The organism is Micrococcus sp. iso_239, from assembly GCF_056173395.1.
This window is the reverse complement of the sequence record NZ_CM149672.1, coordinates 206,774-229,750: the sequence shown is the minus strand read 5'-3', so window position 1 is coordinate 229,750 and position 22,977 is coordinate 206,774. Positions and strand designations below refer to the sequence as shown.

23 protein-coding genes are annotated in these 22,977 nt (G+C 73.9%); 14 read left to right on the top strand and 9 right to left on the bottom strand.

Annotated features, from left to right (window positions below):
- Positions 1-65: 65 nt before the first annotated feature.
- The 6 genes from AC0VX2_RS01070 to AC0VX2_RS01045 all read left to right on the top strand — a co-directional run bounded on the left by AC0VX2_RS01070 (position 66) and on the right by AC0VX2_RS01045 (position 5,101).
- Positions 66-1,136 carry a 3-methyladenine DNA glycosylase gene (locus tag AC0VX2_RS01070; protein ID WP_101965631.1) on the top strand — a complete coding sequence of 357 codons (1,071 nt, stop codon included), beginning with the start codon at positions 66-68 and terminating at the stop codon, positions 1,134-1,136.
- 95 nt (positions 1,137-1,231) lie between these two features.
- Positions 1,232-3,103, top strand: coding sequence for an alpha/beta hydrolase (locus AC0VX2_RS01065; RefSeq protein ID WP_144819931.1), 1,872 nt, complete (start codon positions 1,232-1,234; stop codon positions 3,101-3,103).
- A 204-nt stretch (positions 3,104-3,307) separates the two neighbouring features.
- Positions 3,308-4,300 (top strand): GNAT family N-acetyltransferase, encoded by a 993-nt coding sequence (locus tag AC0VX2_RS01060; RefSeq protein ID WP_070709045.1) that lies wholly within the window; start codon positions 3,308-3,310, stop codon positions 4,298-4,300.
- 97 nt (positions 4,301-4,397) lie between these two features.
- Complete coding sequence (locus AC0VX2_RS01055; protein ID WP_246830348.1) at positions 4,398-4,652, top strand: hypothetical protein; 255 nt, start codon at positions 4,398-4,400, stop codon at positions 4,650-4,652.
- A gap of 3 nt (positions 4,653-4,655) precedes the next feature.
- Positions 4,656-4,859, top strand: a complete 204-nt coding sequence (locus AC0VX2_RS01050) for a helix-turn-helix transcriptional regulator (protein WP_002856639.1) — start codon at positions 4,656-4,658, stop codon at positions 4,857-4,859.
- An 86-nt stretch (positions 4,860-4,945) separates the two neighbouring features.
- On the top strand, positions 4,946-5,101 hold the full coding sequence (locus AC0VX2_RS01045; protein WP_010079551.1) for a hypothetical protein: 156 nt from the start codon (positions 4,946-4,948) through the stop codon (positions 5,099-5,101).
- A 40-nt stretch (positions 5,102-5,141) separates the two neighbouring features.
- On the opposite strand, the gene AC0VX2_RS01040 is transcribed toward AC0VX2_RS01045, so the two are convergent.
- Both AC0VX2_RS01040 and AC0VX2_RS01035 read right to left on the bottom strand, forming a co-directional pair.
- Positions 5,142-5,588 (bottom strand): YchJ family protein, encoded by a 447-nt coding sequence (locus tag AC0VX2_RS01040; protein ID WP_069941506.1) that lies wholly within the window; start codon positions 5,586-5,588, stop codon positions 5,142-5,144.
- On the bottom strand, positions 5,585-5,749 hold the full coding sequence (locus AC0VX2_RS01035; protein ID WP_158530781.1) for a hypothetical protein: 165 nt from the start codon (positions 5,747-5,749) through the stop codon (positions 5,585-5,587). Before AC0VX2_RS01035 ends, AC0VX2_RS01040 begins: the two co-directional genes overlap by 4 nt.
- A 176-nt stretch (positions 5,750-5,925) precedes the next feature.
- Here AC0VX2_RS01035 and purS point away from each other — a divergent pair, with 176 nt between their 5' ends.
- From purS to AC0VX2_RS01015, 4 genes are all read left to right on the top strand, one after another.
- Positions 5,926-6,192, top strand: coding sequence for a phosphoribosylformylglycinamidine synthase subunit PurS (gene purS / locus AC0VX2_RS01030; RefSeq protein ID WP_069941507.1), 267 nt, complete (start codon positions 5,926-5,928; stop codon positions 6,190-6,192).
- Entirely contained in the window at positions 6,189-6,983 is a 795-nt protein-coding gene (purQ, locus tag AC0VX2_RS01025) for a phosphoribosylformylglycinamidine synthase subunit PurQ (RefSeq protein ID WP_069941508.1), read from the top strand. The genes purS and purQ overlap by 4 nt, the downstream gene beginning before the upstream one ends.
- Positions 6,980-9,286 (top strand): phosphoribosylformylglycinamidine synthase subunit PurL, encoded by a 2,307-nt coding sequence (gene purL, locus AC0VX2_RS01020; RefSeq protein ID WP_101965634.1) that lies wholly within the window; start codon positions 6,980-6,982, stop codon positions 9,284-9,286. Before purQ ends, purL begins: the two co-directional genes overlap by 4 nt.
- 235 nt (positions 9,287-9,521) lie before the next feature.
- Positions 9,522-9,902 (top strand): YtxH domain-containing protein, encoded by a 381-nt coding sequence (locus AC0VX2_RS01015; protein WP_101965635.1) that lies wholly within the window; start codon positions 9,522-9,524, stop codon positions 9,900-9,902.
- A gap of 63 nt (positions 9,903-9,965) precedes the next feature.
- Here the strand turns inward: AC0VX2_RS01015 and AC0VX2_RS01010 are convergent, their stop codons facing one another.
- Genes AC0VX2_RS01010 through AC0VX2_RS01000 form a run of 3 tightly spaced genes read right to left on the bottom strand, consistent with a single transcriptional unit; the run spans position 9,966 to position 12,899 of the window.
- On the bottom strand, positions 9,966-10,712 hold the full coding sequence (locus tag AC0VX2_RS01010) for a hypothetical protein (RefSeq protein WP_101965636.1): 747 nt from the start codon (positions 10,710-10,712) through the stop codon (positions 9,966-9,968).
- Complete coding sequence (locus AC0VX2_RS01005) at positions 10,709-11,419, bottom strand: Tat (twin-arginine translocation) pathway signal sequence (protein WP_223247498.1); 711 nt, start codon at positions 11,417-11,419, stop codon at positions 10,709-10,711. Before AC0VX2_RS01005 ends, AC0VX2_RS01010 begins: the two co-directional genes overlap by 4 nt.
- 58 nt (positions 11,420-11,477) lie before the next feature.
- Positions 11,478-12,899 carry an LLM class flavin-dependent oxidoreductase gene (locus AC0VX2_RS01000; protein WP_073116168.1) on the bottom strand — a complete coding sequence of 474 codons (1,422 nt, stop codon included), beginning with the start codon at positions 12,897-12,899 and terminating at the stop codon, positions 11,478-11,480.
- A gap of 468 nt (positions 12,900-13,367) precedes the next feature.
- Between AC0VX2_RS01000 and AC0VX2_RS00995 the strand changes: the two genes are divergently transcribed.
- From AC0VX2_RS00995 to AC0VX2_RS00985, 3 genes are read left to right on the top strand one after another with little or no spacing between them, the layout of a single operon-like run.
- Positions 13,368-14,216 carry an ABC transporter ATP-binding protein gene (locus tag AC0VX2_RS00995; protein WP_020621435.1) on the top strand — a complete coding sequence of 283 codons (849 nt, stop codon included), beginning with the start codon at positions 13,368-13,370 and terminating at the stop codon, positions 14,214-14,216.
- Positions 14,213-15,232 (top strand): aliphatic sulfonate ABC transporter substrate-binding protein, encoded by a 1,020-nt coding sequence (locus AC0VX2_RS00990; protein ID WP_020621434.1) that lies wholly within the window; start codon positions 14,213-14,215, stop codon positions 15,230-15,232. Before AC0VX2_RS00995 ends, AC0VX2_RS00990 begins: the two co-directional genes overlap by 4 nt.
- Complete coding sequence (locus AC0VX2_RS00985) at positions 15,229-16,095, top strand: ABC transporter permease (protein ID WP_044658679.1); 867 nt, start codon at positions 15,229-15,231, stop codon at positions 16,093-16,095. Before AC0VX2_RS00990 ends, AC0VX2_RS00985 begins: the two co-directional genes overlap by 4 nt.
- A 31-nt stretch (positions 16,096-16,126) precedes the next feature.
- Here AC0VX2_RS00985 and AC0VX2_RS00980 read toward each other — a convergent pair whose 3' ends face one another.
- Positions 16,127-17,383 (bottom strand): acyl-CoA dehydrogenase family protein, encoded by a 1,257-nt coding sequence (locus tag AC0VX2_RS00980; RefSeq protein WP_101965637.1) that lies wholly within the window; start codon positions 17,381-17,383, stop codon positions 16,127-16,129.
- A gap of 211 nt (positions 17,384-17,594) precedes the next feature.
- Here AC0VX2_RS00980 and acs point away from each other — a divergent pair, with 211 nt between their 5' ends.
- Positions 17,595-19,799, top strand: coding sequence for an acetate--CoA ligase (gene acs, locus AC0VX2_RS00975; protein WP_043275654.1), 2,205 nt, complete (start codon positions 17,595-17,597; stop codon positions 19,797-19,799).
- Here acs and AC0VX2_RS00970 read toward each other — a convergent pair.
- From AC0VX2_RS00970 to AC0VX2_RS00960, 3 genes are all read right to left on the bottom strand, one after another.
- Positions 19,748-21,037 (bottom strand): M20 metallopeptidase family protein, encoded by a 1,290-nt coding sequence (locus tag AC0VX2_RS00970; RefSeq protein WP_020621430.1) that lies wholly within the window; start codon positions 21,035-21,037, stop codon positions 19,748-19,750. The two genes, acs and AC0VX2_RS00970, sit on opposite strands and share 52 nt — an antisense overlap.
- Before the next feature lie 51 nt (positions 21,038-21,088).
- Positions 21,089-21,886: a hypothetical protein gene (locus AC0VX2_RS00965; protein WP_020621429.1), complete on the bottom strand. Its 798-nt coding sequence runs from the start codon at positions 21,884-21,886 to the stop codon at positions 21,089-21,091.
- Positions 21,887-22,024: 138 nt separating this feature from the next.
- Positions 22,025-22,903 carry a siderophore-interacting protein gene (locus AC0VX2_RS00960; RefSeq protein WP_020621428.1) on the bottom strand — a complete coding sequence of 293 codons (879 nt, stop codon included), beginning with the start codon at positions 22,901-22,903 and terminating at the stop codon, positions 22,025-22,027.
- Between the last annotated feature and the right edge of the window lie 74 nt (positions 22,904-22,977).

The window sequence follows — 22,977 nt, the reverse complement described above, 5'->3', positions numbered from 1 at the left end:
CCCGCGTCGGCATCACGTGGGCCCGCTCGCTCCCGAGGGGCGCCACGGGGGAGGATGGTGGGGCCATGCCCGAGCCACGCACCGCCTCCGCGTCCCCGCCGACCGCCGTCGTCGCCCTGCCCGCCGACGTGTGGCGGGCCCACGCGCGGGCGCACCGCGAGCGCATCGCCCGACGCACGGACCCGCTGGTGGCCCTGCGGATGCGCGGTGAGAAGCACCCGGTGCAGGACTTCCTCTTCGGCTACTACACGCACTCCCCCGCCGCGCTGCAGCGCTGGCACCCCGGGCCGGGGGTCCTCCTCGCGGACGACGACGGCGCCGCGGCCCGCGCCGAGGCGGCCGAGCTGGGCACGACCCCACGGGGCGAGTGGAAGCACTACCGGCGCGTCGAGGCCGGTGAGGTGGCGGGCGCCGTCGTCGACGGCCGCCCGGTGGGCGGCTGGCTGGTGGACGTGGCGGCGGTGCTGGCCGACCGCGCGTCGGGGGTGGCGTTCACGCGGGACCTGCTCGCGCGCACGGCGGAGCGGACGCCGCGCCTGGGCTGCTTCGGGCTGCACGAGTGGGCGATGGCATACCGCTCGGACGTGCACGGGGTGCGGCACTCCCAGCTGCCGCTGCGGCTCGGGGCCGAGGGGACGGACGCGGTGGTGGAGGGCTCGCGGATCCGGTGCACGCACTTCGACGCGTTCCGGTTCTTCGCGCCCGAGGCCCGCGACCGCAACGAGGGCGACGACGGCGTCCTGCCCACGCGCGCCGGGATGCGGGAGATGGAGCAGCCCGGCTGCCTGCACGCGGGGATGGACCTGTACAAGTGGGCGTACAAGCTGGTGCCGGTGGTCGACTCGGACCTGCTCGCGGACTGCTTCGACCTCGCGTGGGACATCCGCAGGCTGGACATGGAGGCCTCGCCGTACGACCTGACCGGGGTGGACGACCTCTCCGACGGGCGCGGCGGCTACGCGGCCGTGCGGATCGAGGAGCCGGCCGGGCGTGCCGAGTACGCGCGGCGACAGCGCGAGTTCGCCGCGCGGGGCCAGGCGCTGCGGGTGCGGCTGCTGGCGGTGCTGGACGCAGCCGCGGGGGCGGCCCCCGGGACCGGGCCGGCCGCCGAGTGGACTTCCAGCGCACGTCCATGATTAGGATGGCCGCTCTACAGGCTGTGAGGCGCATCACTCGCGTCATCCGGTGACCGCCCCGGCCCTCTCCGCACCGAACGACTCGAGGACCTGACGTGACCAGAACCGTTCCAGCTCGCCGCCGCACCACGCTCGCCGCCGCCGTCGCGGCCGTCTCGCTCGCCGTCACGGCCGCCGCCCCCGCGCTCTCCGCGCCCGGCAACGGCAACGGCAACGGCAACGGGTCCGCATCGCAGGGTCAGGCCCGCTCCAACGACCTCTCCGCCACGCGGGGCAACAAGGTCAACGACGCCGCCGCGCTCGCGCCGCACCTCGTGGGCCAGACGCTGGACTGGGAGGCCTGCGACTTCGGCAGCGAGAGCCTCAACGCCCGGTTCAGCGCGATCCCCGGCACCGCGTGCGCCGACGTCACGGTGCCCCGCGACTGGAAGAACCCCGAGGACGGCCACACCATCACCCTGCGCGTGGCCAAGACCGAGACCTCGAAGGGCAACCCGGAGCGCCAGGGCATCGCGCTGGTCAACCCCGGCGGCCCGGGCGGCTCCGGCCTGCCCTGGGGGCCCGCCATGGCCGAGCGCGCCCCGGAGCTCGCCGAGCAGTACGACTTCATCGGCTTCGACCCCCGCGGCGTGGGCCAGTCCACCGCCCTGGAGTGCACCTACACGCCGAACCCCGAGCACGACGTGTGGCAGGACACGAAGGCCCAGGTCGACGCGTGCCTCGAGAACGAGCTCACCCCGTACATCACCACCGAGCAGACCGTGTACGACATGGACTTCATCCGCGCCGTCCTGGGCGAGGAGAAGACCTCCTACATCGGCTACTCGTACGGCACCTGGCTGGGCAGCTGGTACCAGCGCGTCTTCCCCCAGCACACGCACCGGTTCCTGCTGGACTCCGCCGTGGACATCTCCCGCGACGGGCTCCAGACCACCTGGGACCTGCAGCCGCGCTCCCGCGACCGCCAGTTCCAGGACGCGATGCTCCCCTACGTGGCCCGGCACGACGAGATCTTCGACCTCGGGGACGACCCGATGCAGATCCGGGAGCGCTGGGAGGACGTGGGCGGCACCCGCACCCAGCTCGGCATGATCGTCGCCGGCTCGTTCCTGCTGCCGGCCCTGTACGACACGTCCCAGTACCTCGACGCCGGGTCCGTCATCGCCGCCTACATCCGCATCATGGAGTCCGAGGCCGCGGCCACGGACCCCGCGGGGCAGCGCACCCAGATCGAGCGCATCCTGGCCGAGGCCCGTGCGTCGCTGCCGGCCGAGGAGCGCGACTCCTTCGACCGCTTCGCCGCCCGCGGCCTGGAGACCGTGGGCGAGCGCGAGCAGTTCGTCGCCGCCACCCAGGCCGGTGACGCCGTCACCTTCGAGGGCGCGTTCTCGGCGATCCGCTGCCAGGACGGCCAGTGGAACACCTCGCAGGGATACTGGACCTCGTGGGTGGACGACCTCGGCCGCAAGGCCCCGTGGATCGGTGTGCTGATGGGCCCGTCGGAGTGCATGTACTGGCCCGCCCAGACCTCCATGCCCGCCCAGCCCGGTGGCAAGGGCGCCCCGAACACCGTGATCGTGCAGTCCGAGCTGGACGCGGCGACCCCGTACGAGGGCGGCCACCGCGCCGCCGGCGTGCTGCGCAACACGTCCCTGATCTCCGTGGACAACGAGGGCACCCACGGCCTGTTCCCGTACCGCACCGAGTGCGTGGACGCGCCCATCCGTGACTACTTCCTGACCGGCGCCCAGCCGGCCGAGAAGTCGCTGTGCGACGCCGTCCCGCTGCCGCTCGAGACCCAGCCGGTCCAGGTGGCCGGGACCCCGACGCACAAGGGCGACATCAAGATCTCGATGCGCACCGACGCCGTGCGCGAGGCCAACCGGATCACCCACGACGCGATTGAGCGTCAGCTGATCGACTCCCGCGCGGTGACCCCGGACGTCGAGGCCTTCCTGGAGGACTGACGGCCCGGGCACCCCGGCACCCGGCTCGCCCCCGACGGCCCGGCGACTCCCCCGCGGAGACGCCGGGCCGTCGTCACGCCCCGGGGCGGCCCTGCAACGCTGGTTGAGTTATCGCGGGTGCCCCCGCCCCACACCCCCGACAACTCAACCCGCGATGGGCAGCCGGAGGGGTGGCGTCGACGCCGAGGCCGATAGCCTCGCGCCATGATCCTGCACATCACCCTCCCGGAGGACTGGGCCGCCGCGCGTCGCACCGGCCGCTACACGGCGTCGACGCGCGGCGCCTCGATCGACGACGTCGGCTTCCTCCACGCCTCCGACGACGCCGCCCAGGTGGGAATGGTCGGCGCGGCGATCTACCCAGACCGGCCCGACGCGTTCGTCGTCGGCCTGGACGAGGACGAACTGGCGGGGGCCGGCCTGCGGGTGCGGCGCGAGCCGGGAGACCCCTCCGATCCCCACTCGGCCGAGTTCCCGCACATCTATCCGGACGAGGCCGTCTCCGGGCACATCCCGTGCTCGATGCTCACCCCCGTGACCGACCCACGGGCGGACGCCCGCGTGCACCGCGAAGACTCGGCCGAGGCCGCCGCGCTGCTCGACGCCGGGTGGAGCGTGCGCTCCCGCTCCTGGGGCGCGCGCCTCCACCTCGACGACGACGCCGACCTGGCGCCCTACCGTGGCCACGTCGCGGCGGCCGAAGCTCGGGGAATCGAGGTGCGGAGACTGACCGCCGTCGACCTGCCTGCCCTGCGCGCCCTCGACGAGGAAGCGGCTCCCCGATTCCCGCGCACCGACGGCTCCCGTCACGAGCCGCTGCCGGACGACCTCGAGGCCCGACTGTCCACCCCAGAGGGGCTCGCCGTGGGGGCCTTCGAGGGAGGCGTGCTCATCGGATTCACCCTGACGTTCCGCTCCCCTGACCGGTGGGAGGTCGACCGCACCGCGGTCGCGTCCGAGCACGAGAACCGTGGCGTGGCGAAGGCCGTCAAGGCGGCGACTGTCCTGGCGACCCATGCCCGCGGTGGGCGCGAGTGGGGCACCGGCGGTGCCGAAGTCAACGCGGCGTCCCTGCGGATGAACGCAGCCCTCGGATTCCGTCTCGAACCGGCCTGGCTCGGGCTGACCCCGCCCATCACGTGGGAGGAGTTCGCGCGGGCCCCGGCGTCAAGTTCCCTTGACGACAAGGTCACTTGACTGTCAAGCTTGCTTCACAACGTCCGGTCGGACGGCCCCCCAGGGCCTCCGAGGCGGGCCGGGCCACCGGCCCAGGCATCGACCACAGGAGGGCCCCATGACCGCGAACCACTCCCACCACACCGCCGCCGCAGCGGACAGGCAGGGCGCGGCGGCGGAGCACGCCGGCACCGCCACCACCGATCCGCGCCGGGACACCCGCTCCCGCTGGGGCTGCTCCTCCCGTCTCGGCGGCGGCACCGGACGACTGATGGGCGTGAGCCTGGCCGTCGGCGCCGTGGGTGCCGCCCTGTTCGTCCTCATGGGCTGCGCCGCCGCGATCCGGTACCAGATCCAGAAGCGCCGGGGCTGAGCCGTGGAGAACACCATCCCCGACGAGCGTGCCCGCCTCGGCTGGTCGCAGCAGCGGCTCGCCGACGAGCTCGGCGTCTCCCGGCAGACCGTCATCTCTCTCGAGAAGGGCCGCTACGACCCCTCGCTCCCGCTCGCCTTCCGCCTCGCGGCCGTGTTCGGGCGGCGGATCGAGGACCTGTTCACCCCGGACGGCAACGCGGGTTGAGTTGTCGCGGGTCCAGGCGCCCAGCACCCGTGACAAGTCAACCCGCGTTGAGCCCGGGGCGGCGTGGGGCATGAGAGGCTGGGGCCATGGATCGAGAGCTGCGCACCCCTCCGGAGCTGGAGGGCGTGGACTGGCACGACGACGCCCCGCGTCGCCCCCGCCCGATCGTCACCCTGGTGGCGTGGATCGCCATCCTGGGCCTGGTCCTCAGCGTGGGCGCCGGGATCTTCTCCGCCTTCTGACGCGGCACCGCCGGCCGCCGTCCGACGCGCCGCTCCGGCCTCAGCGCACGTCGCCGTCCACGTAGCGCCAGATCCCGTCCTCACGGCGGAACCGGCTGACCTCATGGAGTCGGAACCGCCCCTCGGCCCCCGTGCCGACGGCCACGAACTCCACGGTCCCGGCGTCCTGGAACGGCCCGCCGTCCCGCACGTCCAGCACCGCCAGGCGGGTGAACCGCGGCGCCTGTTCCCCCTCGGTCGGCAGCAGCTCGGCCGCGGTGGGCCGGTGCTCGGGAACCCAGGTCGCGGCGAGATAGTCGGCCATCGCCCGCGCCTCTGCCGGCCCGGCCTCGCCCAGCCGCGCGAACGCCGTGTACCGGGAGCGCATGAGCGCCTCGGCGGTGGGCGCGGTCAGGGCGCCGTCCCGGGCGAAACGCGCGTGCAGGCGACCGCAGCACGCCGCGAGCCCGGCTCCGGACCCGCAGGGGCAGGGCTCGGGGCGGGTCACCGGCGCGGGCGTCCGGTCGCGCGACGCCGGGCGGAGCGGGCCTTGATGCGGCGCACTCCCGTCAGCACGACGCCGGCCGCCGCGGCGAGCAGCGCGGGGCCGAGCGGGCTGATCGGCCGGCGTCGGCCGAGCGGGGACATACGGGTCTGCTGAGGTCTCATGCCGCCAGGCTACGCCGGGCCGGCTGCCGCGTGCCGCCCCCATCACACCCACGATCCCGCGTCCGGGCGGCCGAGTAGACTGGGCGGGCAAGCACGCGGAGCGCCCAGGGCCGGGCGTGAGACGGCATCTACACCGTCCTGCTCCGCGGCATCGTCCCGCACCCAGGAGCGTGTTCATGCCCATCATCGTCGTCGACGTCATGCCCAAGCCCGAGATCCTCGATCCGCAGGGCAAGGCGATCAACGGGGCCCTGCCCCGCCTCGGCTTCACCGAGTTCAGCCAGGTCCGCCAGGGCAAGCGCTTCGAGCTCACCGTGGAGGGCAAGGTCACCGACGAGATCCTCGCTCAGGCCCGCACGGCCGCCGAGGAGATGCTGTCCAACCCCGTCATCGAGGACGTCGTGAACGTGGCCGTCCTGGACGAGGCCGAGGGCGCCCGATGACCGAGCTCCCCCTCATCGGCGACTACTCGACGCCGACGACGCCGCTCAGCGGCGCGCGCATCGGCGTCATCACCTTCCCCGGCACCCTGGACGACGTGGACGCGCTGCGCGCCGTCCGCCTCGCCGGCGCCGAGCCCGTCTCCCTGTGGCACGCCGACGCGGACCCGCAGCGGACGCTCGCCGGCGTGGACGCCGTCGTGATCCCGGGCGGCTTCTCCTACGGCGACTACCTGCGCGCCGGCGCGATCGCGCGCTTCGCCCCCATGATGGACGCGGTGGCGACGGCGGCCGGCGGCCCCGAGGGCGAGGCGGACGGCCTGCCGGTGCTCGGCATCTGCAACGGCTTCCAGATCCTCACCGAGTCACACCTGCTGCCGGGCTCGATGATCAAGAACGACCACCTGCACTTCATCTGCCGCGACCAGGAGCTGGTCGTGGAGAGCACGGACACCGTGTGGACCCGCGACTTCGAGCAGGGCCAGACCATCACCGTGCCCCTGAAGAACCAGGACGGCCAGTACGTGGCGGACGAGACGACCCTCGACGCCCTCGAGGCCGAGGGCCGCGTGGTGTTCCGCTATCAGGGCTGGAACCCGAACGGCTCGCGCCGGGACATCGCGGGCATCGCGAACCCGGCCGGCAACGTCGTCGGTCTGATGCCGCACCCGGAGCACGCCGTGGAGACGGGCTTCGGCCCGGACACCGCCGCCGGCCCCCGCTCCGGCGTGGACGGCCTCGGCTTCTTCACCTCCGTCCTGACCACCCTCGCCAGCCGTGGAGGCCATGCATGAGCCAGCAGTTCAACATCGAGACGGTCGCGGACGCCCAGGCGACGCCGGACGTCGAGCAGCCCTGGGCCGAGCTGGGCCTGAAGGAGAACGAGTACGCCGAGATCAAGAAGATCCTCGGCCGCCGCCCCACCGCGGCCGAGCTGGCCATGTACTCGGTCATGTGGTCCGAGCACTGCTCGTACAAGTCCTCTAAGGTGCACCTGCGCCAGTTCGGCGAGAAGCTCACCGACGAGATGAAGCAGCACATGATGGTGGGCATCGGCGAGAACGCCGGCGTGACCGACCTCGGTGACGGCTGGGCCGTGACGTTCAAGGTCGAGTCCCACAACTCGCCCTCCTACGTGGAGCCCTACCAGGGCGCGGCCACGGGCATCGGCGGCATCGTGCGCGACATCATCTCCATGGGTGCCCGCCCGGTGGCCGTGATGGACCCGCTGCGCTTCGGCGCGATCGACCACCCGGACACCGCCCGCGTGTTCCACGGCGTGGTGGCCGGCATCGGCGGCTACGGCAACTCCCTGGGCCTGCCGAACATCGGCGGCGAGACCCGCTTCGACCCGATCTACCAGGGCAACCCGCTCGTCAACGCCCTCGCCGTGGGCGTGCTCAAGCACGAGGACCTGCGTCTGGCCAACGCCTCCGGCGTGGGCAACAAGGTAGTTCTGTTCGGCGCCCGCACCGGCGGTGACGGGATCGGCGGCGCCTCCGTGCTGGCCTCCGAGTCCTTCGACGGCGACGGCAAGCCCGCCAAGCGCCCCTCGGTGCAGGTCGGCGACCCCTTCTCCGAGAAGGTGCTCATCGAGTGCTGCCTCGAGCTGTTCCGCGACTCCCTCGTCGAGGGCATCCAGGACCTCGGCGCCGCCGGCATCTCCTGCGCCACCTCCGAGCTCGCCTCCAACGGCGAGGGCGGCATGCGCGTGGAGCTGACCGACGTGCTGCTGCGCGACTCCACGCTGACCCCGGGCGAGATCCTCATGTCCGAGTCGCAGGAGCGCATGATGGCCGTGGTGACGCCGGAGAACGTCGCCGCGTTCGAGGCCGTCATGGCAAAGTGGGACGTCGAGTACTCCTGGCTGGGCGAGGTCACCGGCGACGGCCGCCTGATCATCACCTGGGACGGCGAGGTCATCGTCGACGTGGACCCGCGCACCGTGGCCCACGACGGCCCGGTCTACGAGCGCCCGTACGCGCGTCCGGCCTGGCAGGACGAGCTCCAGGCGGACACGTTCCGCTCCTCCGAGGCCGGTCAGGACCTGCCCGCCACGGGCGAGGAGCTGCGCGCCGCCGTCGTGGAGCTGATGAGCTCCCCGAACCTGGCGGACACCTCTTGGATCACCCGCCAGTACGACCGCTACGTCCGCGGCAACACCGCCCTGGCGGCCCCGGACGACGCGGGTGTGGTGCGCGTGGACGAGGAGACCGGCATGGGCGTGGCCCTGGCCACGGACTGCAACGACCGGTTCACCTACCTGGACCCGTACACGGGCGCGCAGGCCTCCCTGGCCGAGGCGTACCGCAACGTCACCACCGCCGGGGCCGTGCCCCTGGCCGTCTCCGACTGCCTGAACTTCGGCTCCCCCGAGGACCCGGACGTGATGTGGCAGTTCGCGGAGGCCGTGCGCGGCCTGGCGGACGGCTGCCAGACCCTCGGCATCCCGGTGACCGGCGGCAACGTGTCCCTGTACAACCAGACGGGCAGCACCCCGATCCACCCCACCCCCACGGTGGCGGTGCTCGGCCAGCTCGACGACGTCCTGCGCCGCACCCCGTCCGGCTTCGCCCCGGACGCGGACGGCCAGGCGATCTACCTGCTGGGCGAGACCGCGGACGAGCTGGACGGCTCCGAGTTCGCGCGCCTGCGCGGCCACCTCGGCGGCCTGCCCCCGAAGGTCGACCTGAAGAAGGAGCGCCTGCTCGGCGAGCTGCTGGTCAACATGTCCCGGGACGGCATGATCGACGCCGCCCACGACGTCTCCGGCGGCGGCCTCGCGGCCACCCTGTCCGAGATGGTGCTGCGCTTCGGCGTGGGCGCCCGCGTGGTGCTGGACGAGGTGCTGCGCCGCGCCGGCGTGGACCTGTTCACCGCACTGTTCTCCGAGACGCAGGCGCGCGCCGTCGTGGCCGTGCCCCGCACCGAGGAGGTCCGGTTCACGGACATGACCACGGCCCGCGGCTACGCGGCCGTGCGCATCGGCGTGGTGGACGCCGACTCCGCGGCCCTCGAGGTCCAGGACGCCTTCACCCTGCCGATCGCGGAGCTGCGCGAGGCCTGGGAGGCCACCCTGCCGAAGCACTTCGGCTGACCCCGTGGGCCCACGGGCCCCGGCACGACGACGGCCGCTCACCTCCGGGGTGGGCGGCCGTCGTCGTGGGGCGGGACGGCGGGGACGAACGCCGCCGACCCTCGCACGGCCGTGCGCCTCAACCGTTGACGCGGCGGGCTCCGGTGACCAGAGTGATCCCAGGACAGCGCGCCAGCGCGCCGCCCGGCCCGTCCAAGAGGGTCGGCGCGGTCCCGACACACGAAGGAGACCACCCATGCGCCTCATCACCCTGGGCCTCGGCGCCGCACTCGGCTACCTGCTCGGCTCCGCCGAGGGCCGCAAGAACCTCGAGAAGATGACCCAGAACGCCCAGAAGCTCTGGAACGACCCCAAGACCCAGGAGAAGGTCGGCCAGGTCCAGGAGACCGCCCAGCAGAAGTTCGCTGAGGTGAAGCAGTCCGATCCGGTGCAGAAGGCCACGACGAAGGTGGAGGATGCCATGCAGGGCAACGACAAGAAGGACGACGCCCGCGAAGATCGCGTGACCGAGTCCAACAACGACAACGTCACCTCGGCGGCCCGCCACGGTGCCGAGCCGGACACCATCTCGGACCCGTCCACCCCGCTGGGTGACGAGGGTCCGCTGACGCGCTGACCCGCGCAGACACGGCGGCCCGCCTCCCCGAGGGGAGGCGGGCCGCCGTCGTCGTGGGCCGGATCAGCCGTCCTGCTTCAGGACCTCGTCGGCCGGCGGGGCCTGCACCGGATCCACCCCGCCCATCTCGGAGAGGGTCACCACGGCCTTCGTGCCGGCGGACTCGGTCTCCACGGTGAGCAGGCGGCCGTCCTCCTTGGACACCGTGAAAGCGGTCAGCTCCACGCCCTCCTGCGGGCCCGAGACGGGCTCGTCCAGCACGTAGCGGATCGCATCCTGACCGCTGCGGCGGATGCCGTCCGCGTCCGCCTCGACGTCGTCCAGGCCGCCCGACTCCGGCAGGGAGCCCAGGAGCGAGCTCACCATCGCGCCCATGCCGGTGGCGCTGGGATCGCTCTCGTACGGGGTGGCGGTCCAGCGCTCCACATAGGCGGGGCGGTCCTCACCGCTCGCGCCGGCGCGCTCCACCGTGAACCGGGAGTACGCGGTGCCGTCCACGATCCGGGACTCGTCCCGGGTGATCAGACCGTCGTCCTGGTACACGGACACGTACCGCATGGACGAGCCGTCCACGGGACCGGAGATGTCCACCGAGTCCGGGACCGCGCGCCCGTTGCTCGGGGCCTCGGACCGCAGCTCGGTGACCATGCGGACGGAGTCGGCCTCCTCGAGCTGGGTGCGGGCGCGGTCCCAGGCGCCGGGGGCGTCGTCGCCCGAGGCGCAGCCGGTCAGCAGCAGGGCGGCCGCCCCGACGGCGGCAAGGGAGAGGCCGCGGCGGGTGCGGCGGGTCTGGGTCTGGCGCTGCCTCACTCGGCCACCTCCTCCGGCGCCTCGGCCGGCTCGATCTGGTTCCAGTCGCTCAGGGCGTACTGCTGGGTGGCCCGGCCGTCGTCGACGGTGAGCGCGACCAGCTCGCCGTCGTCGTCCACCGTGAAGGAGTGCACCCGGGTGGCGTCGCCCTCGGCCATCGCCGCGTCGGCGACCTCCTCGGGCACGGCATAGCGGTAGGCCGTGCCGCCGTCCCAGTCGACCTCCTCGGCGCGCACCTCGGCGCCATCGAGGGCGTCCGCCGCGGGGAAGCCCACCTGGTCGAGGAGGGACTTCAGGGGCGGCTCCTGCCCCTCACCGGCCGAGACACGGCGCCACTGCGGGTCGGCGTACATCAGCTGGACGTCGTCCGGGACGTCGGACCCGTCCACCTCGACCCGCACGAACACGTCCTCGCCGACCTGGCGGGACTCCATGGTGATGTGCGAGTCCCGGCCGACCTGCATGACGCCCTTCGACTCGGCGTCACCGCCGTCGAGCCGACCGGCGATGTCCCAGCGGACCGACTGCGGGCCCTGACGGCCCGTGGTGTAGGCGGTCTCGAGTCGGACGGTCTCGGCCTCGTCCACCTGGGTGCGGGCCTGATGCCAGGCCTCCCCCACCGACTGCGGCTCGGATCCGCACCCGGCCAAGGCCAGGGCGCCCACGACGCCGAGCCCGGCCGCGCGGACGGCACGTCTGCGCTGCATGTTCTCCTCCTGGGGCTGCTGCCGGCCGAGGCAGGGCGCCGCGGCCACTGGCGTCACCCTACCGGCGGCGCAGGGCGAAGGATGCGCCGTGGTGGTTCTGCGGCAGGTGGTCGCCGCGGCCGAAGAGCTTGTGGCGCAGCGTGCCGTCCGTGTACGCGGTCTTGTAGCGGCCAGCCTTCTGCAGCTCCGGCACCACGAACTCCACGACATCCTCGAAGGTGCCCGGGGTGATGTGGTAGGCGAGGTTGAAGCCGTCCACGTCGGTCTCGTCGGCCCACTCGACGAGCTGGCGGGCCGCGGACTCGCCGCCGCCCACGATCACGGGGCCGAAGCCGCCGATGCCCACCCACTCGGCGAGCTTGCGCACGGTCCACTCCTCGTCCGTCCCGGAGGCCTTCTGGAAGGTCTCCACGGTGGACTGGATCGCGTTCGACTTCACGTCCCCGATCGGCTCGTCCAGGTCGTACTGGGACAGGTCGATACCCATCCAGCCCGACATCAGCACGAGGCCGCCCAGCGGGTCCACGTACTGCGCCAGGTCGTCGTACTTGGCCCGCGCGTCCTCGTCGGTGGCCCCGGTGACGATCGTCTGCATCGCGAAGATCTTCACGTCGTACGGGTCACGGCCGGCGTCCACCAGGGCCTGGCGGATCTTCTTCACGGTGGCGGCCGCCAGCTCCTTCGTGGGGGAGTTGATGAACACGGCCTCGGCGTGCTTGCCGGCGAAGGCGCGGCCGCGCGTCGAGGCGCCGGCCTGGTAGATCACGGGGGTGCGCTGCACGGACGGCTCGGTGACGGCGTGGCCGGGCACGGTGAAGTACCGGCCCTCGTGGGCGATGTCGTGGACCTTGGCCGGGTCCGCGAACACGCCGGACTCCTTGTCGTAGACGACGGCGTCGTCCTCCCACGAGCCCTCGAGGAGCTTGTAGACGACGTCGAGGTACTCGTCGGCGTGCTCGTAGCGCTCGTCGTGCTCCATCTGGTCGTCCTGGCCCATGTTCTGGGCGGCGGAGGGCAGGTAACCGGTGACCACGTTCCAGCCCACGCGGCCGCCCGTGAGGTGGTCGAGCGTGGCGAGGCGGCGGGCGAACGGGTAGGGGTGCTCGTAGGCGGTGCCCGCGGTGACGCCGAAGCCGAGGTGCTCGGTGACCGCGGCCATCGCGGAGACGAGCAGGAACGGGTCGTTCACGGGGGTCTGCGCGCCGGTCCTGATGGCGGCCTCGGAGGTGCCGCCGTACACGGAGTACGGGCCGAGGACGTCGGCGATGAACAGGCCGTCGAACAGGCCCTTCTCCAGCGTCTGCGCCAGGTGCGTCCAGTAGCCCAGGGTGTTGTAGTCGCGGGCGTGGTCGTCGGGGTGACGCCAGAGACCCGGGGACTGGTGGGCGACGCAGTTCATGTCGAATGCGTTGAAGAGGATCTCGCGGTGCTCGTCCGGGCGGGTGGGTGCTCCGGCCCCGGCGTTCTCGGCGGTGCTCATGGGTCTCCTTTCCAGGGCCGCCCGGTCGCAGGGGCGCGGCCGGGCGGGCGACGGTTCCGCACCATGCAACGCTGACGCGGCCGGCGGTGGAAGCCGGCCCGGCCCAGGGGTTCATGACGGCCCCGCCGGGCCCGGCCACGCGTCCGGCGCCCGGTTCGTGACATGCCCCGACCGTGACGGAGGACACGTCGGCGGGTGGCGGCCCTGCGGCAGCCCAGTGGCACCCCAGCGCTGAGCCAGAGAAATCTGCTGCCTCCACCCTGCAGAGACGACCGAAACGTCTGGCTCGGCGCTGGGCTCGGGCCGTGACGGCCGGCCGGGCCAGGACCGGCGGCGCCCCCGGTGTGACGCCCGTGTGACCCTCCGGCGCCGGCGGCCGGGCGACCGCGCGGCCGACCGGGCCCGCGGTGGTCTACTGGCATCCGTATCCGTCCGACACCGACGACGAAGCGACGATGGGAGCCCTCCATGAGCGTGCACGCGCCTTCCCGTGCCACCGCCTCCACCCCGGTCCGGGACGAGGACCGCCACAGCCTCGACGTCGTCTTCCGCGGCGTCGGGCGCACGTTCCCCACCGCGGACGGACCACGCGTCGTCCTGCGCGACGTGGACCTGACCGTGGCGCCCGGCGAGGTGCTCGCCGTGATCGGCGCCTCCGGCTGCGGCAAGTCCACGCTGCTGCGCGCCGTGGCCGGCCTGGACCCGGACTTCGACGGAGAGCTGCTGATCGACGGCTCGCCCGTGCGACCCTACGACGAGCGCACCGCCGTCGGCTTCCAGGAGCCGCGCCTGCTGCCCTGGCGCACCCTGCGCCGCAACGTGGAACTCGGCCTGCCCCGGGAGCTGGACCGCGCCGCGGGCCGGGACCGCGTGCAGGAGCTGCTCGAGCTCGTGGGCCTCGCGCCCTTCGCGGAGCACCGCCCCCGGGAGGTCTCCGGCGGCATGGCCCAGCGGGCCTCGCTCGCCCGCGCCCTGGCGCGCCGCCCCGGCGTGCTGCTGCTCGACGAGCCCTTCGGCGCCCTCGACGCCCTGACGCGCCTGAAGATGCAGGACCTGCTGCTGGACGTGCACGCCGCCACCGGCACCACCGTCCTGCTCATCACCCATGACGTGGAGGAGGCCCTGCAGCTCGCCGACCGCGTGCTGCTGCTCGCCCGTGACGTCCCCGCGCCCGACGGCGGGGCCCGCCCCGGAGCGACCGTGGGGCGGATCGTGGACGTGCCGGGGGCCCGTCCCCGCGACCGCGCGGACGCCCGCCTGGCCCGGCTGCGCGCCGAGCTCCTCGAGGGCCTCGGCGTCGAGAGCCACGCCCGATGAGCGGCGCCGGCTCCGCACGCCTGACCCGTCGCACGGCGCTCGGCCTGCTGGCCGCGTCCCTGCCCCTGGGCCTGAGCGGATGCGTCCTGCAGGGTGAGGCGACGACCGGGCCGGTGAACGGTCCGGACACGCTGAGCATCGACTACGCCACCTACAACCCGCTCTCCCTCGTGATCCGCCACCAGGGATGGCTGGAGGAGACGCTCGCGCCCCGCGGCGTCCGGGTGAACTGGGTGTTCTCCGCCGGCTCCAACAAGGCCAACGAGCTCCTGCGCTCGAACTCCGTGGACATCGGGTCGACGGCCGGCTCGGCCGCGCTGCTGAACCGGGCCAACGGAGCGCCCACGCGCATCGTGGGCGTCGCCTCGCGGCCGGAGTGGTCCGCGCTCATGGTCCCGCCCGGCTCGGACATCACGGACGTCGCCCAGCTCGCGGGCCGCACGGTGGCCGCCACGCGCGGGACGGACCCGTACTTCTTCGCCGTGCAGGCGCTCGAGGCCGCCGGGGTGGACCCGGCCGACGTCGAGATCCAGAACCTGCAGCACGCCGACGGCCGCGCCGCCCTCGCCGGCGGATCGGTGGCCGCGTGGTCCGGGCTCGACCCGATCATGGCCAAGGCCGAGGCCGAGGGCGCCCGCTTCCTGTACCGGGACCTCGCCCTGAACACGTTCTCCGTCCTCAACGCCACGGAGTCCTTCCTCGAGGCGGACCCGGAGACGGCCCAGACCGTCCTGGACACGTACGAACGCGCCCGCGCCTGGGCGCTCGAGCACCCGGACGAGACCGTCGGGATCCTGGCCGAGGCCGCGAAGATCTCTCCCGACGTCGCCCGCACCGTGATCCTCGAACGCACCAACGCGGACGTCAGCCCCGTGCCGGGCCAGGAGCTGCTCGACGCCCTGACGGGGGTCGGACGGATCCTGGTCGGCACCGGGTCCGTCGACTACCAGCACCAGGTGGACGCCGCGCTGGCGAGCATCCTGGACACCCGTTTCGCCGAGGAGGCCATCCGATGAGCGCCGCCCTGACCACCCCCGCCGCGACGACGGGCCCCGAGGCGCGCGAGCGGTCGGGTCACGACGACGGCGACACAGGGGCGCGCCGACGGCAGCGGCCCCGGGTGCTGGACCGGCCCGGCGCCCGGGCGGTGGTGGGGCTGGCCGCGCCCGCTGTCCTCCTGGTGCTGTGGTGGGCGGTGACGGCCGCCGGGCTGCTCTCCGCGGTGCAGCTGCCCTCCCCCGGCGCGGTGCTGAGCGCCGGCGTCAACCTGCTGGAGCGGGGCGACCTGTGGCTGCACGTGGGGATCTCCACCCAGCGCGTGCTGCTGGGCTTCCTGCTCGGCGCCGCACTCGGGCTGGCCGTGGGGTCCGCGCTCGGGCTGTCCCGGTGGGCGGACGCGCTGTTCGCCCCGCTGATCGGGGCGCTGCGCGCGGTGCCCTCGCTGGCCTGGGTGCCGCTGCTGATCCTGTGGATGCAGATCGGCGAGGAGTCCAAGGTCACCCTCATCGCGATCGGCGCGTTCTTCCCGGTGTTCACCACCGTCTACGCCGCCCTGCGCCATGTGGACCCGCACCTGGTGGAGGCCGGTCGGGCCTTCGGCTACCACGGGCTGTCCCTGCTGCGGACGGTGCAGCTGCCCGCCGTGGTGCCGGCCGTGTTCTCCGGCCTGCGGCTGGCCCTGGCCCAGGCCTGGCTGTTCCTGGTGGCCGCGGAGCTGATCGCCTCCTCGATGGGCCTGGGCTTCCTGCTCACCGACTCGCAGAACAACGGACGCACGGACCGCCTGATCCTGGCGATCATCCTGCTCGCCGTGCTCGGCAAGCTCACCGACTGGCTGCTCGGCCTGCTGGAGCGCCGGGCCCTGCGCCGCTGGGCCTGAGCCCGGCACGTCCGGCCGCCCGGTCGTCGGGTCAGTCCCCCTCGGGGACCTCGCCGGCCGACGTGTAGGCGGTCGGCGGGGTGCCGTTCACGAGCCAGTCGCCGGCCATGCGCACCTTGAACGCCGCCGGGTCGTGGGTGGCGAGGGTGCGGGCGTTGCGCCAGTGCCGGTCGAGCCGCAGCGTGGCCGACGTCGCCGACGCGCCGAGCGTGTCGAAGATGCGGGTGCACACCTCGAGGACGGCCTCCGGCACCACGGCCTGGGCCCGGTACGCGGCCGCCATCGCCTCGGCGGACGCCGCCACGACGTCGGCCTCCGCCGGGCCGGCCCCGTCGGCGCCGTCCTGCCCCTCGTCGAGCAGCCGCCCGATCTCGCGCACCATCAGCTCGGCCGCGGCCTGCCGCCCGGCCAACTGCCCCATGATCTCGAGGAGCTGGGGGTCATCCTTGGGCAGCGCGGCCGTGCCGGTGTTGAAGGTGCGGCGCCGCTGCCGCAGCAGCTGCGTGCCCTCCGTGAGCGCCGCCCGGCCTATCCCGGCCTGCAGCGCCAGCAGGGTCGCCTCCATGAGCACGGGCACCGGCCCGTCCTGCCGCGGCACCTCGAGCAGCTCCTCGGCCGCGGCGTCGTCGAGCACCACGGACCCGGTGGCGGTCAGGCGCTGGCCGAAGCCGTCCCAGTCGTCCTTGATGCCCACGCGCGGCTGACGCACGCGCACGACGGCGACGGCCCGGTCCGGCTCGCGGACCGCGCCCCCGGCCCGCTTCGAGTTCCGGCGCGAGACGAGGTCCGCCCCCTCGATGCCCACGGTCGCGGCGGTCCACGTGGCGAACGCCGAGCCGGTCGCGTAGTACTTCTGCCCCCGCACGACCCAGGTGCCGCCCTCGTCCCGGCTGGCCAGGGTGGCGGCACGGCCCGGTGCGGCCCCGCCGGCGCGTTCGGCCAGGGCGGAGCCGGCCCAGTCCCCGTCGACGATGTGCCGCAGCCACCGCTCCCGGCGGGCGGGCGCCTGGTCCATGGCCGTGGCGATGAACACGAGGTGGGAGCGCCAGACGTGCGCGGTGTTCACGTCCCGGGCGGCCAGGTCCATGAGCAGGCGCAGCACGGTCTCGCTGCCGCCGCCCTCGCCGCCCGCGTCCACGGGGACGCCGACCTTGCCGAACCCGGCGGCCTGCAGCTCCCCGAGCGCGGCGAACGGCAGGTGCCGGCCCGCCTCGCGGGCCCGCTCGCCGTGGGCGACGGAGTCGAAGGCGTCGGCGTACCGGGCGGCGAGGGTGGCGTAGGTGGTCATGGACCTACTCTGACACGTGCGGGCGGCCCGGCGGCCGGGGCGCCCCGGCCGTGGGACGGGGTCCACACCGGCCGCCGTCGCCGTGGCCCGCGCCAGGCGCCCGCGGGGGTCCGGCGGGCCGAGCATGACCGCCGGTGACGACGGCGGGCGCGGCGCCGTCGTCGGCGTCCCTACCCTGGTCGGACCCGCCGACCAGGAGGAACCGCCGCCCATGACGCCCACCGAGGACCCCGCCCGCCCCGACCCGGCCGAGGAGGGCGCCTCCGGGGCCGTCCGCGGACCGAACGACGGCGTGCCCGCCGCGGCCCTCGCGACGCTGCCCGGCCCCCTCCCGCAGGCGCTCGTCGACGCCGCCGACCCGGACGTCCACCCCGGCCGCCCGGCGGACCGGCTGCACGGCGGGCGCGGCGACGGCCGCCCGGTGGCCGAGTCGGACCGGCTCGCGTTCTGGGAGGCGGCCGGCCGACGTCTGAGCTGGGAGCGGCCCTTCACCCGGACGCGCTCCCTCACCGCCCCGGACCCGGCCGCCGAGCGCGGCCCGGAGATCCGCTGGTACGAGGACGGCACCCTGAACGTGGCCGTGAACTGCGTGGACCGGCACGTGGCGGCGGGGCGCGGGGAGAAGGTCGCCCTGTACTTCGAGGGCGAGCCCGGCGACCGCCGCGCCGTCACCTACGCGCAGCTGCAGCGCGAGGTCGCCCAGGCCGCGAACGCCCTCGAGGAGCTGGGCATCGAGGCGGGCGACCGCGTCGTCGTGTACCTGCCCGTGCTCGTGGAGACGATCGTCATCACGCTGGCGTGCGCGCGGATCGGCGCCGTGCACTCGCTCGTGTTCGGCGGGTTCTCGGCGGAGGCGCTGCGGTTCCGCGTCGAGGACACGGGCGCCAAGCTGCTCGTCACCACCGACGGCCAGTTCCGCCGCGGCGTCGCCGTCCCCGTGAAGGCCAACGCGGACGAGGCCGTGTCCGGGGACAACGCGATCGAGCACGTCCTCGTCCTGGACCGCACGGGCCACCGGGACATCCCGTGGACCGAGGGCCGGGACCTGTGGTGGCACGACGTCGTGGACCGCCAGCCGGACACCCACACCCCGCGCGCCTTCGACGCGGAGCACCCGCTGTTCATCATGTACACCTCCGGCACCACGGGACAGCCCAAGGGGCTCGTGCACACCTCCGGCGGGTACCTCGCCGCGGCCTCGTGGACGCACGACTTCCTGTTCTCCCACCCGGACCCGGCACGGCGCGACGACGACGTCCACTGGTGCACCGCGGACCTGGCCTGGGTCACCGCGCACACCTACGAGATCTACGGTCCGCTCTCGAACGGGGTGACGCAGGTGATCTACGAGGGCGTGCCGAACGCCCCGCACCCGGGCCGGCACTTCGAGGTGATCGAGCGCTACCGGGTGACGAGCTACTACACGGCGCCCACCCTGATCCGCTCGCTCAAGGGCTGGCATCCGGACGGGATCCCGGCGCACGCGGACGGCGGCCCGGACCTGTCCTCGATCCGCCTGATCGGGACCGTGGGCGAGTCCGTGAACCCGGAGGCCTGGACGTGGGCCCGCACCCAGATCGGCCGGGACACCCCGGACCTGCCGATGGTGGACACGTGGTGGCAGTCCGAGACCGGCGCCACCGTGCTCTCCCCCCGTCCCACGGACACGGCCTTCAAGCCGGGCTGCGGCTCCCGGCCCCTGCCGGGGGTGGACGTGGCCGTGGTCGACGACGACGGCGCCCCCACGCCCGAGGGCCTGCAGGGCCGGATCGTGGTCACCCGCACCTCGCCGTCGATGGCGCGGACCGTGTGGCGGAACCCGGCCCGCTACTTCCACTCGTACTGGGAGGACTACGCGGACCAGGGCGAGGCGGGCTGGTTCCTCGCCGGCGACGGCGCCAAGCGGGACGAGGACGGCGACGTCTGGATCCTCGGGCGCGTGGACGACGTCATCAACATCTCCGGGCACCGGCTGAGCACCATCGAGATCGAGTCCGCCCTCGTGGCGCACCCGGAGGTGATCGAGGCGGGGGTGTGCCCCGTGCCGCACGAGACCACCGGGCACGCGGCCGTCGCCTTCGTGGTGGCGCACGAGAGCTGGCTGGCCGGCGACGACGGCCCCGGCGCCTCCGCCGCCGACCGCGCCGAGGAGCTGCGTCGGCACGTGGGGCGGGTGATCGGGCCGGTGGCCAAGCCCGCCGAGGTGGTCTTCGTCCCCGACGTGCCCAAGACCCGTTCGGGCAAGATCATGCGGCGGCTGCTGACGCAGCTGCACCAGGGCACCGCGCTCGGAGACACCACGAGCCTGCAGAACGAGCCGTGCGTCGGGCAGATCGCCGAGGTGCTCCGGGCCGGCCGCCGCGCTCAGGACGCCGACACCGGCGCCGTCCGCAACGCCAGCTCGGCCAGCACCTGAGCGGCCCGCGGCACCACGGCGTCGTCGAACACGGCCTGCGGGGAGTGGTTGACCGGGGCCTCGTCCGGGGCCACGCCCTCCGGGACCGCCCCGAGCAGGACGTAGGCGCCGGGCACCCGCTGGAGGACCTCGGAGAAGTCCTCGCTGCCGGGCTCGGGCTCGGGCAGCTCCCGGTAGGCGTCGGCCCCGTAGAGGTCCTCCACGGTCCGGCGGACGAAGGCCACCGCGTCCGCGTCGTTGGCCGTCACCGGGAACGCGCAGTCCGTCCGGACCTGTGCGCTCATGCCGTGCGCCGCGGCGATCCCGTGCACCATGCGCTCCACGGCCGCGCGCAGCCGGGCGCGGGCGTCCGCGGAGAAGGTCCGCAGGGTGAGGGCGAGGGTGGCGCTGTCCGGGATGACGTTGGCCGCCGTGCCCGCGCTCAGGTGCCCGACGGTCGCGACCACCGGGTCGAAGGCGTCGAACTGCCGGGTGACCACGGACTGCAGCGCCAGCACCATCTCGGCGGCCACGGGCACCGGATCCTGAGCCAGGTGCGGCACCGAGCCGTGCCCGCCTCGACCGTGCACCGTCACCACCAGGTCGTCGCAGCCGGCCTGGATCGCCCCCGGGCGGCTGAGCAGGACGCCGCGCGGGTACGTGCCCGAGGAGACATGGATCGCGTAGGCGGCGTCCACCGGTCGCCCGGCCGCCTCCAGCAGCCCCTCCTGGATCATGTGCAGGGCGCCGCCGCCGGTCTCCTCCCCGGGCTGGAACATGGCCACCACGTCGGCGGTGAGCTCCCCGCGACGGCGCACCAGCCACGCCAGCGCGCCGTAGAGGCCGGCGGTGTGCAGGTCGTGGCCGCAGGCGTGCATGGTGCCCGGCACGGAGGGGGCGTACTCCAGCCCGGTCTCCTCCGTGACGGGCAGGGCGTCCATGTCCCCCCGCAGCAGCACGACCGGCCGCCGGGCCCCCTCCGGCAGCGGGGCCCCGCCGCGCAGCACCACGACGACGGAGCTCAGCGCCCGGCCCACGCTCGTCTCCAGCGCGGGGCGGCCGGTGGCGGCATCCTCCCCCGCCTCGGCGCGCAGGGCCTCGAGCCGCTCGAGGACGGCGGCCTGGGTGCGGGGCAGGTGCAGGTCCAGCTCCGGATGCCCGTGGAGGCGGCGGCGGAAGGCGATCGCCTCGCGGGCGATGTCCTCCGGCAGGTCCGGGGCGAGGGCGTTCGCGGGCGGGGTGGGGGCGGTGCGGTCCATCAGGACATCATGCCGTGGCGGCCCGCCGGCCCACCCGGATCGCGCAGCGGGTCAGCCGGCCAGCTCCTGCAGCTCGGCCAGGTCGAAGACGTCCTCCTTGGCGGGGGCCTCGGGCGCCTCGACCGCGTTCCACTCGGTGAAGGTGGCGTTCGCGTCCACGTCCTCGTCCTCCGAGTTCACGTCCTCGAGACGGTAGAGGGTCGTGCTCTCCGGGTCGATCAGCATCGTCCGGCCGAACTCGTGGTGCTCCTCGGGCAGCGCGTACTTGAGGTACGTCCTGCCCTCGAGCTCCACCTCCTCGGCCTTCAGGTCCTTGCCGTCGAAGGCGTCCGCGGCGGGCATGTCCTCCTCGAGGTCGGACATGATCTCCTGGAGTGAGATGTCCATCTGCGCGGCCTGATCGGCGCTCGTCTTGATCCAGCGGTCGCCCACGAGGGTGGAGAACATGCCCATCTCCTGGGGCAGGTCGTCACCGTCGGCCTTGAGCTTGAAGAACACGTCGGCGTCCCGGCGCAGGACCTCGATGTCCATGGTGGCCGCCCCCATGTCCATGTTCATGGTGCCCTTGAGGTGGGAGTCGTCGGTGGCGCCGGCGAGGTCCACGTTCAGGGACTGGCTGGCGTCCGTGCCCAGGGAGGCGGAGGGCGCCGCCGAGGCCGACGCGTCGTCCTTCTCCTCCTCCTTGTCGGCGGCGGTGCCCTCCACCCTCAGGCGCAGGCTCTCGGCGTCCACGACCTTCTGGCGGATCTCGGGCCAGCTCTCGTCCAGCGTCGGGTCGGAGGCGCAGCCGGTGAGCAGCAGACCGGAGGCGGCGAGCATGCCGACGGCGAGGCGTGCGGGCGTCTTCATGGGGACTCCTTCACAGAGGTGCGGACGTGCCGGCGGCCGGGCACCGCCGGACGATGACCCCTCGACCGTCTCACGTCACCCCTGGCCCGTCAGGCCCTGAGGGGCGGCGAAGCTGCTGCTGTGCCGAACCTGTGCGGGTCAGCCGCCGGTGGCGCCGTCCTCGAAGATCTGCCCCACCGGGGTCTGCTTCTCCGCCTGGAACACATCCTCGGCACGGCCGTAGGCCCAGTACGCGCTCACCGACAGCTGTCGCCGGTCCACGCCGCGCACGTCCGTGAGGTACGCCCGGACGCGCTTGACCTGCTCCCGCTCGCCGTGCACGAACGCGTGCACCCGTCCGTCCCGCCACGCCGCGCCCTCGACGGCGGCGGCGAACCTCGTCGTCTCCGGGGTGAAGGGGCCGCCGCGGTGCAGCCAGCGCACCTCGACGCCGGCCGGCGCGGTCAGGGGCACCTCGTCCCCGGCGTCGGTCACCTCGATCAGCGCGACGCCGGCCGCCGCGGCGTCCGTGGCGGCGAGGTCCTCGAGGGCGGCGGCGATCGCCGGCAGCGCGGCCTCGTCGCCGGCGAGCAGGTGCCAGTCGGCGGTGGGGTCGGGCCGGTAGGCGCCGCCGGGACCCAGGAACGCGACCTGCTGCCCCACCGGCTCGGACGCCGCCCACGCCCCGGCCAGGCCACCGTCGTGCCCGGGGGCGGCGCCGCCGTCGGACGCACCGTGGACCACGAAGTCGACATCCATGGTGCGGGCGGCCGCGTCCATGTGGCGCACCGTGTAGGTGCGGCGGACCGGCAGCTGCTCCGGGGCGAGGCGCTCGCGGAGGGCGTCCAGGTCGTACGGGGGCTCGAGGCCGAGCGCGGGGTCGGCGAAGAGCAGCTTCACGTACTGGTCCGTGGCGCCCTTCTCCGCCCAGCGGGCATGGACGGCGTCGAACTGCTCACCGCCGAGGGTCAGGCGCACGAGGTGCGGGGTGAGCCGGCGGGCGGCCACCACGGTGAGGACGGTCTGGGGCCGGGCCATGCGGGCCTCCTGGGGTCGGGGCGGGGTCTGCGCGGGTACGCGTCCCCCACTCTCCCACGACGAGACGGATTAGC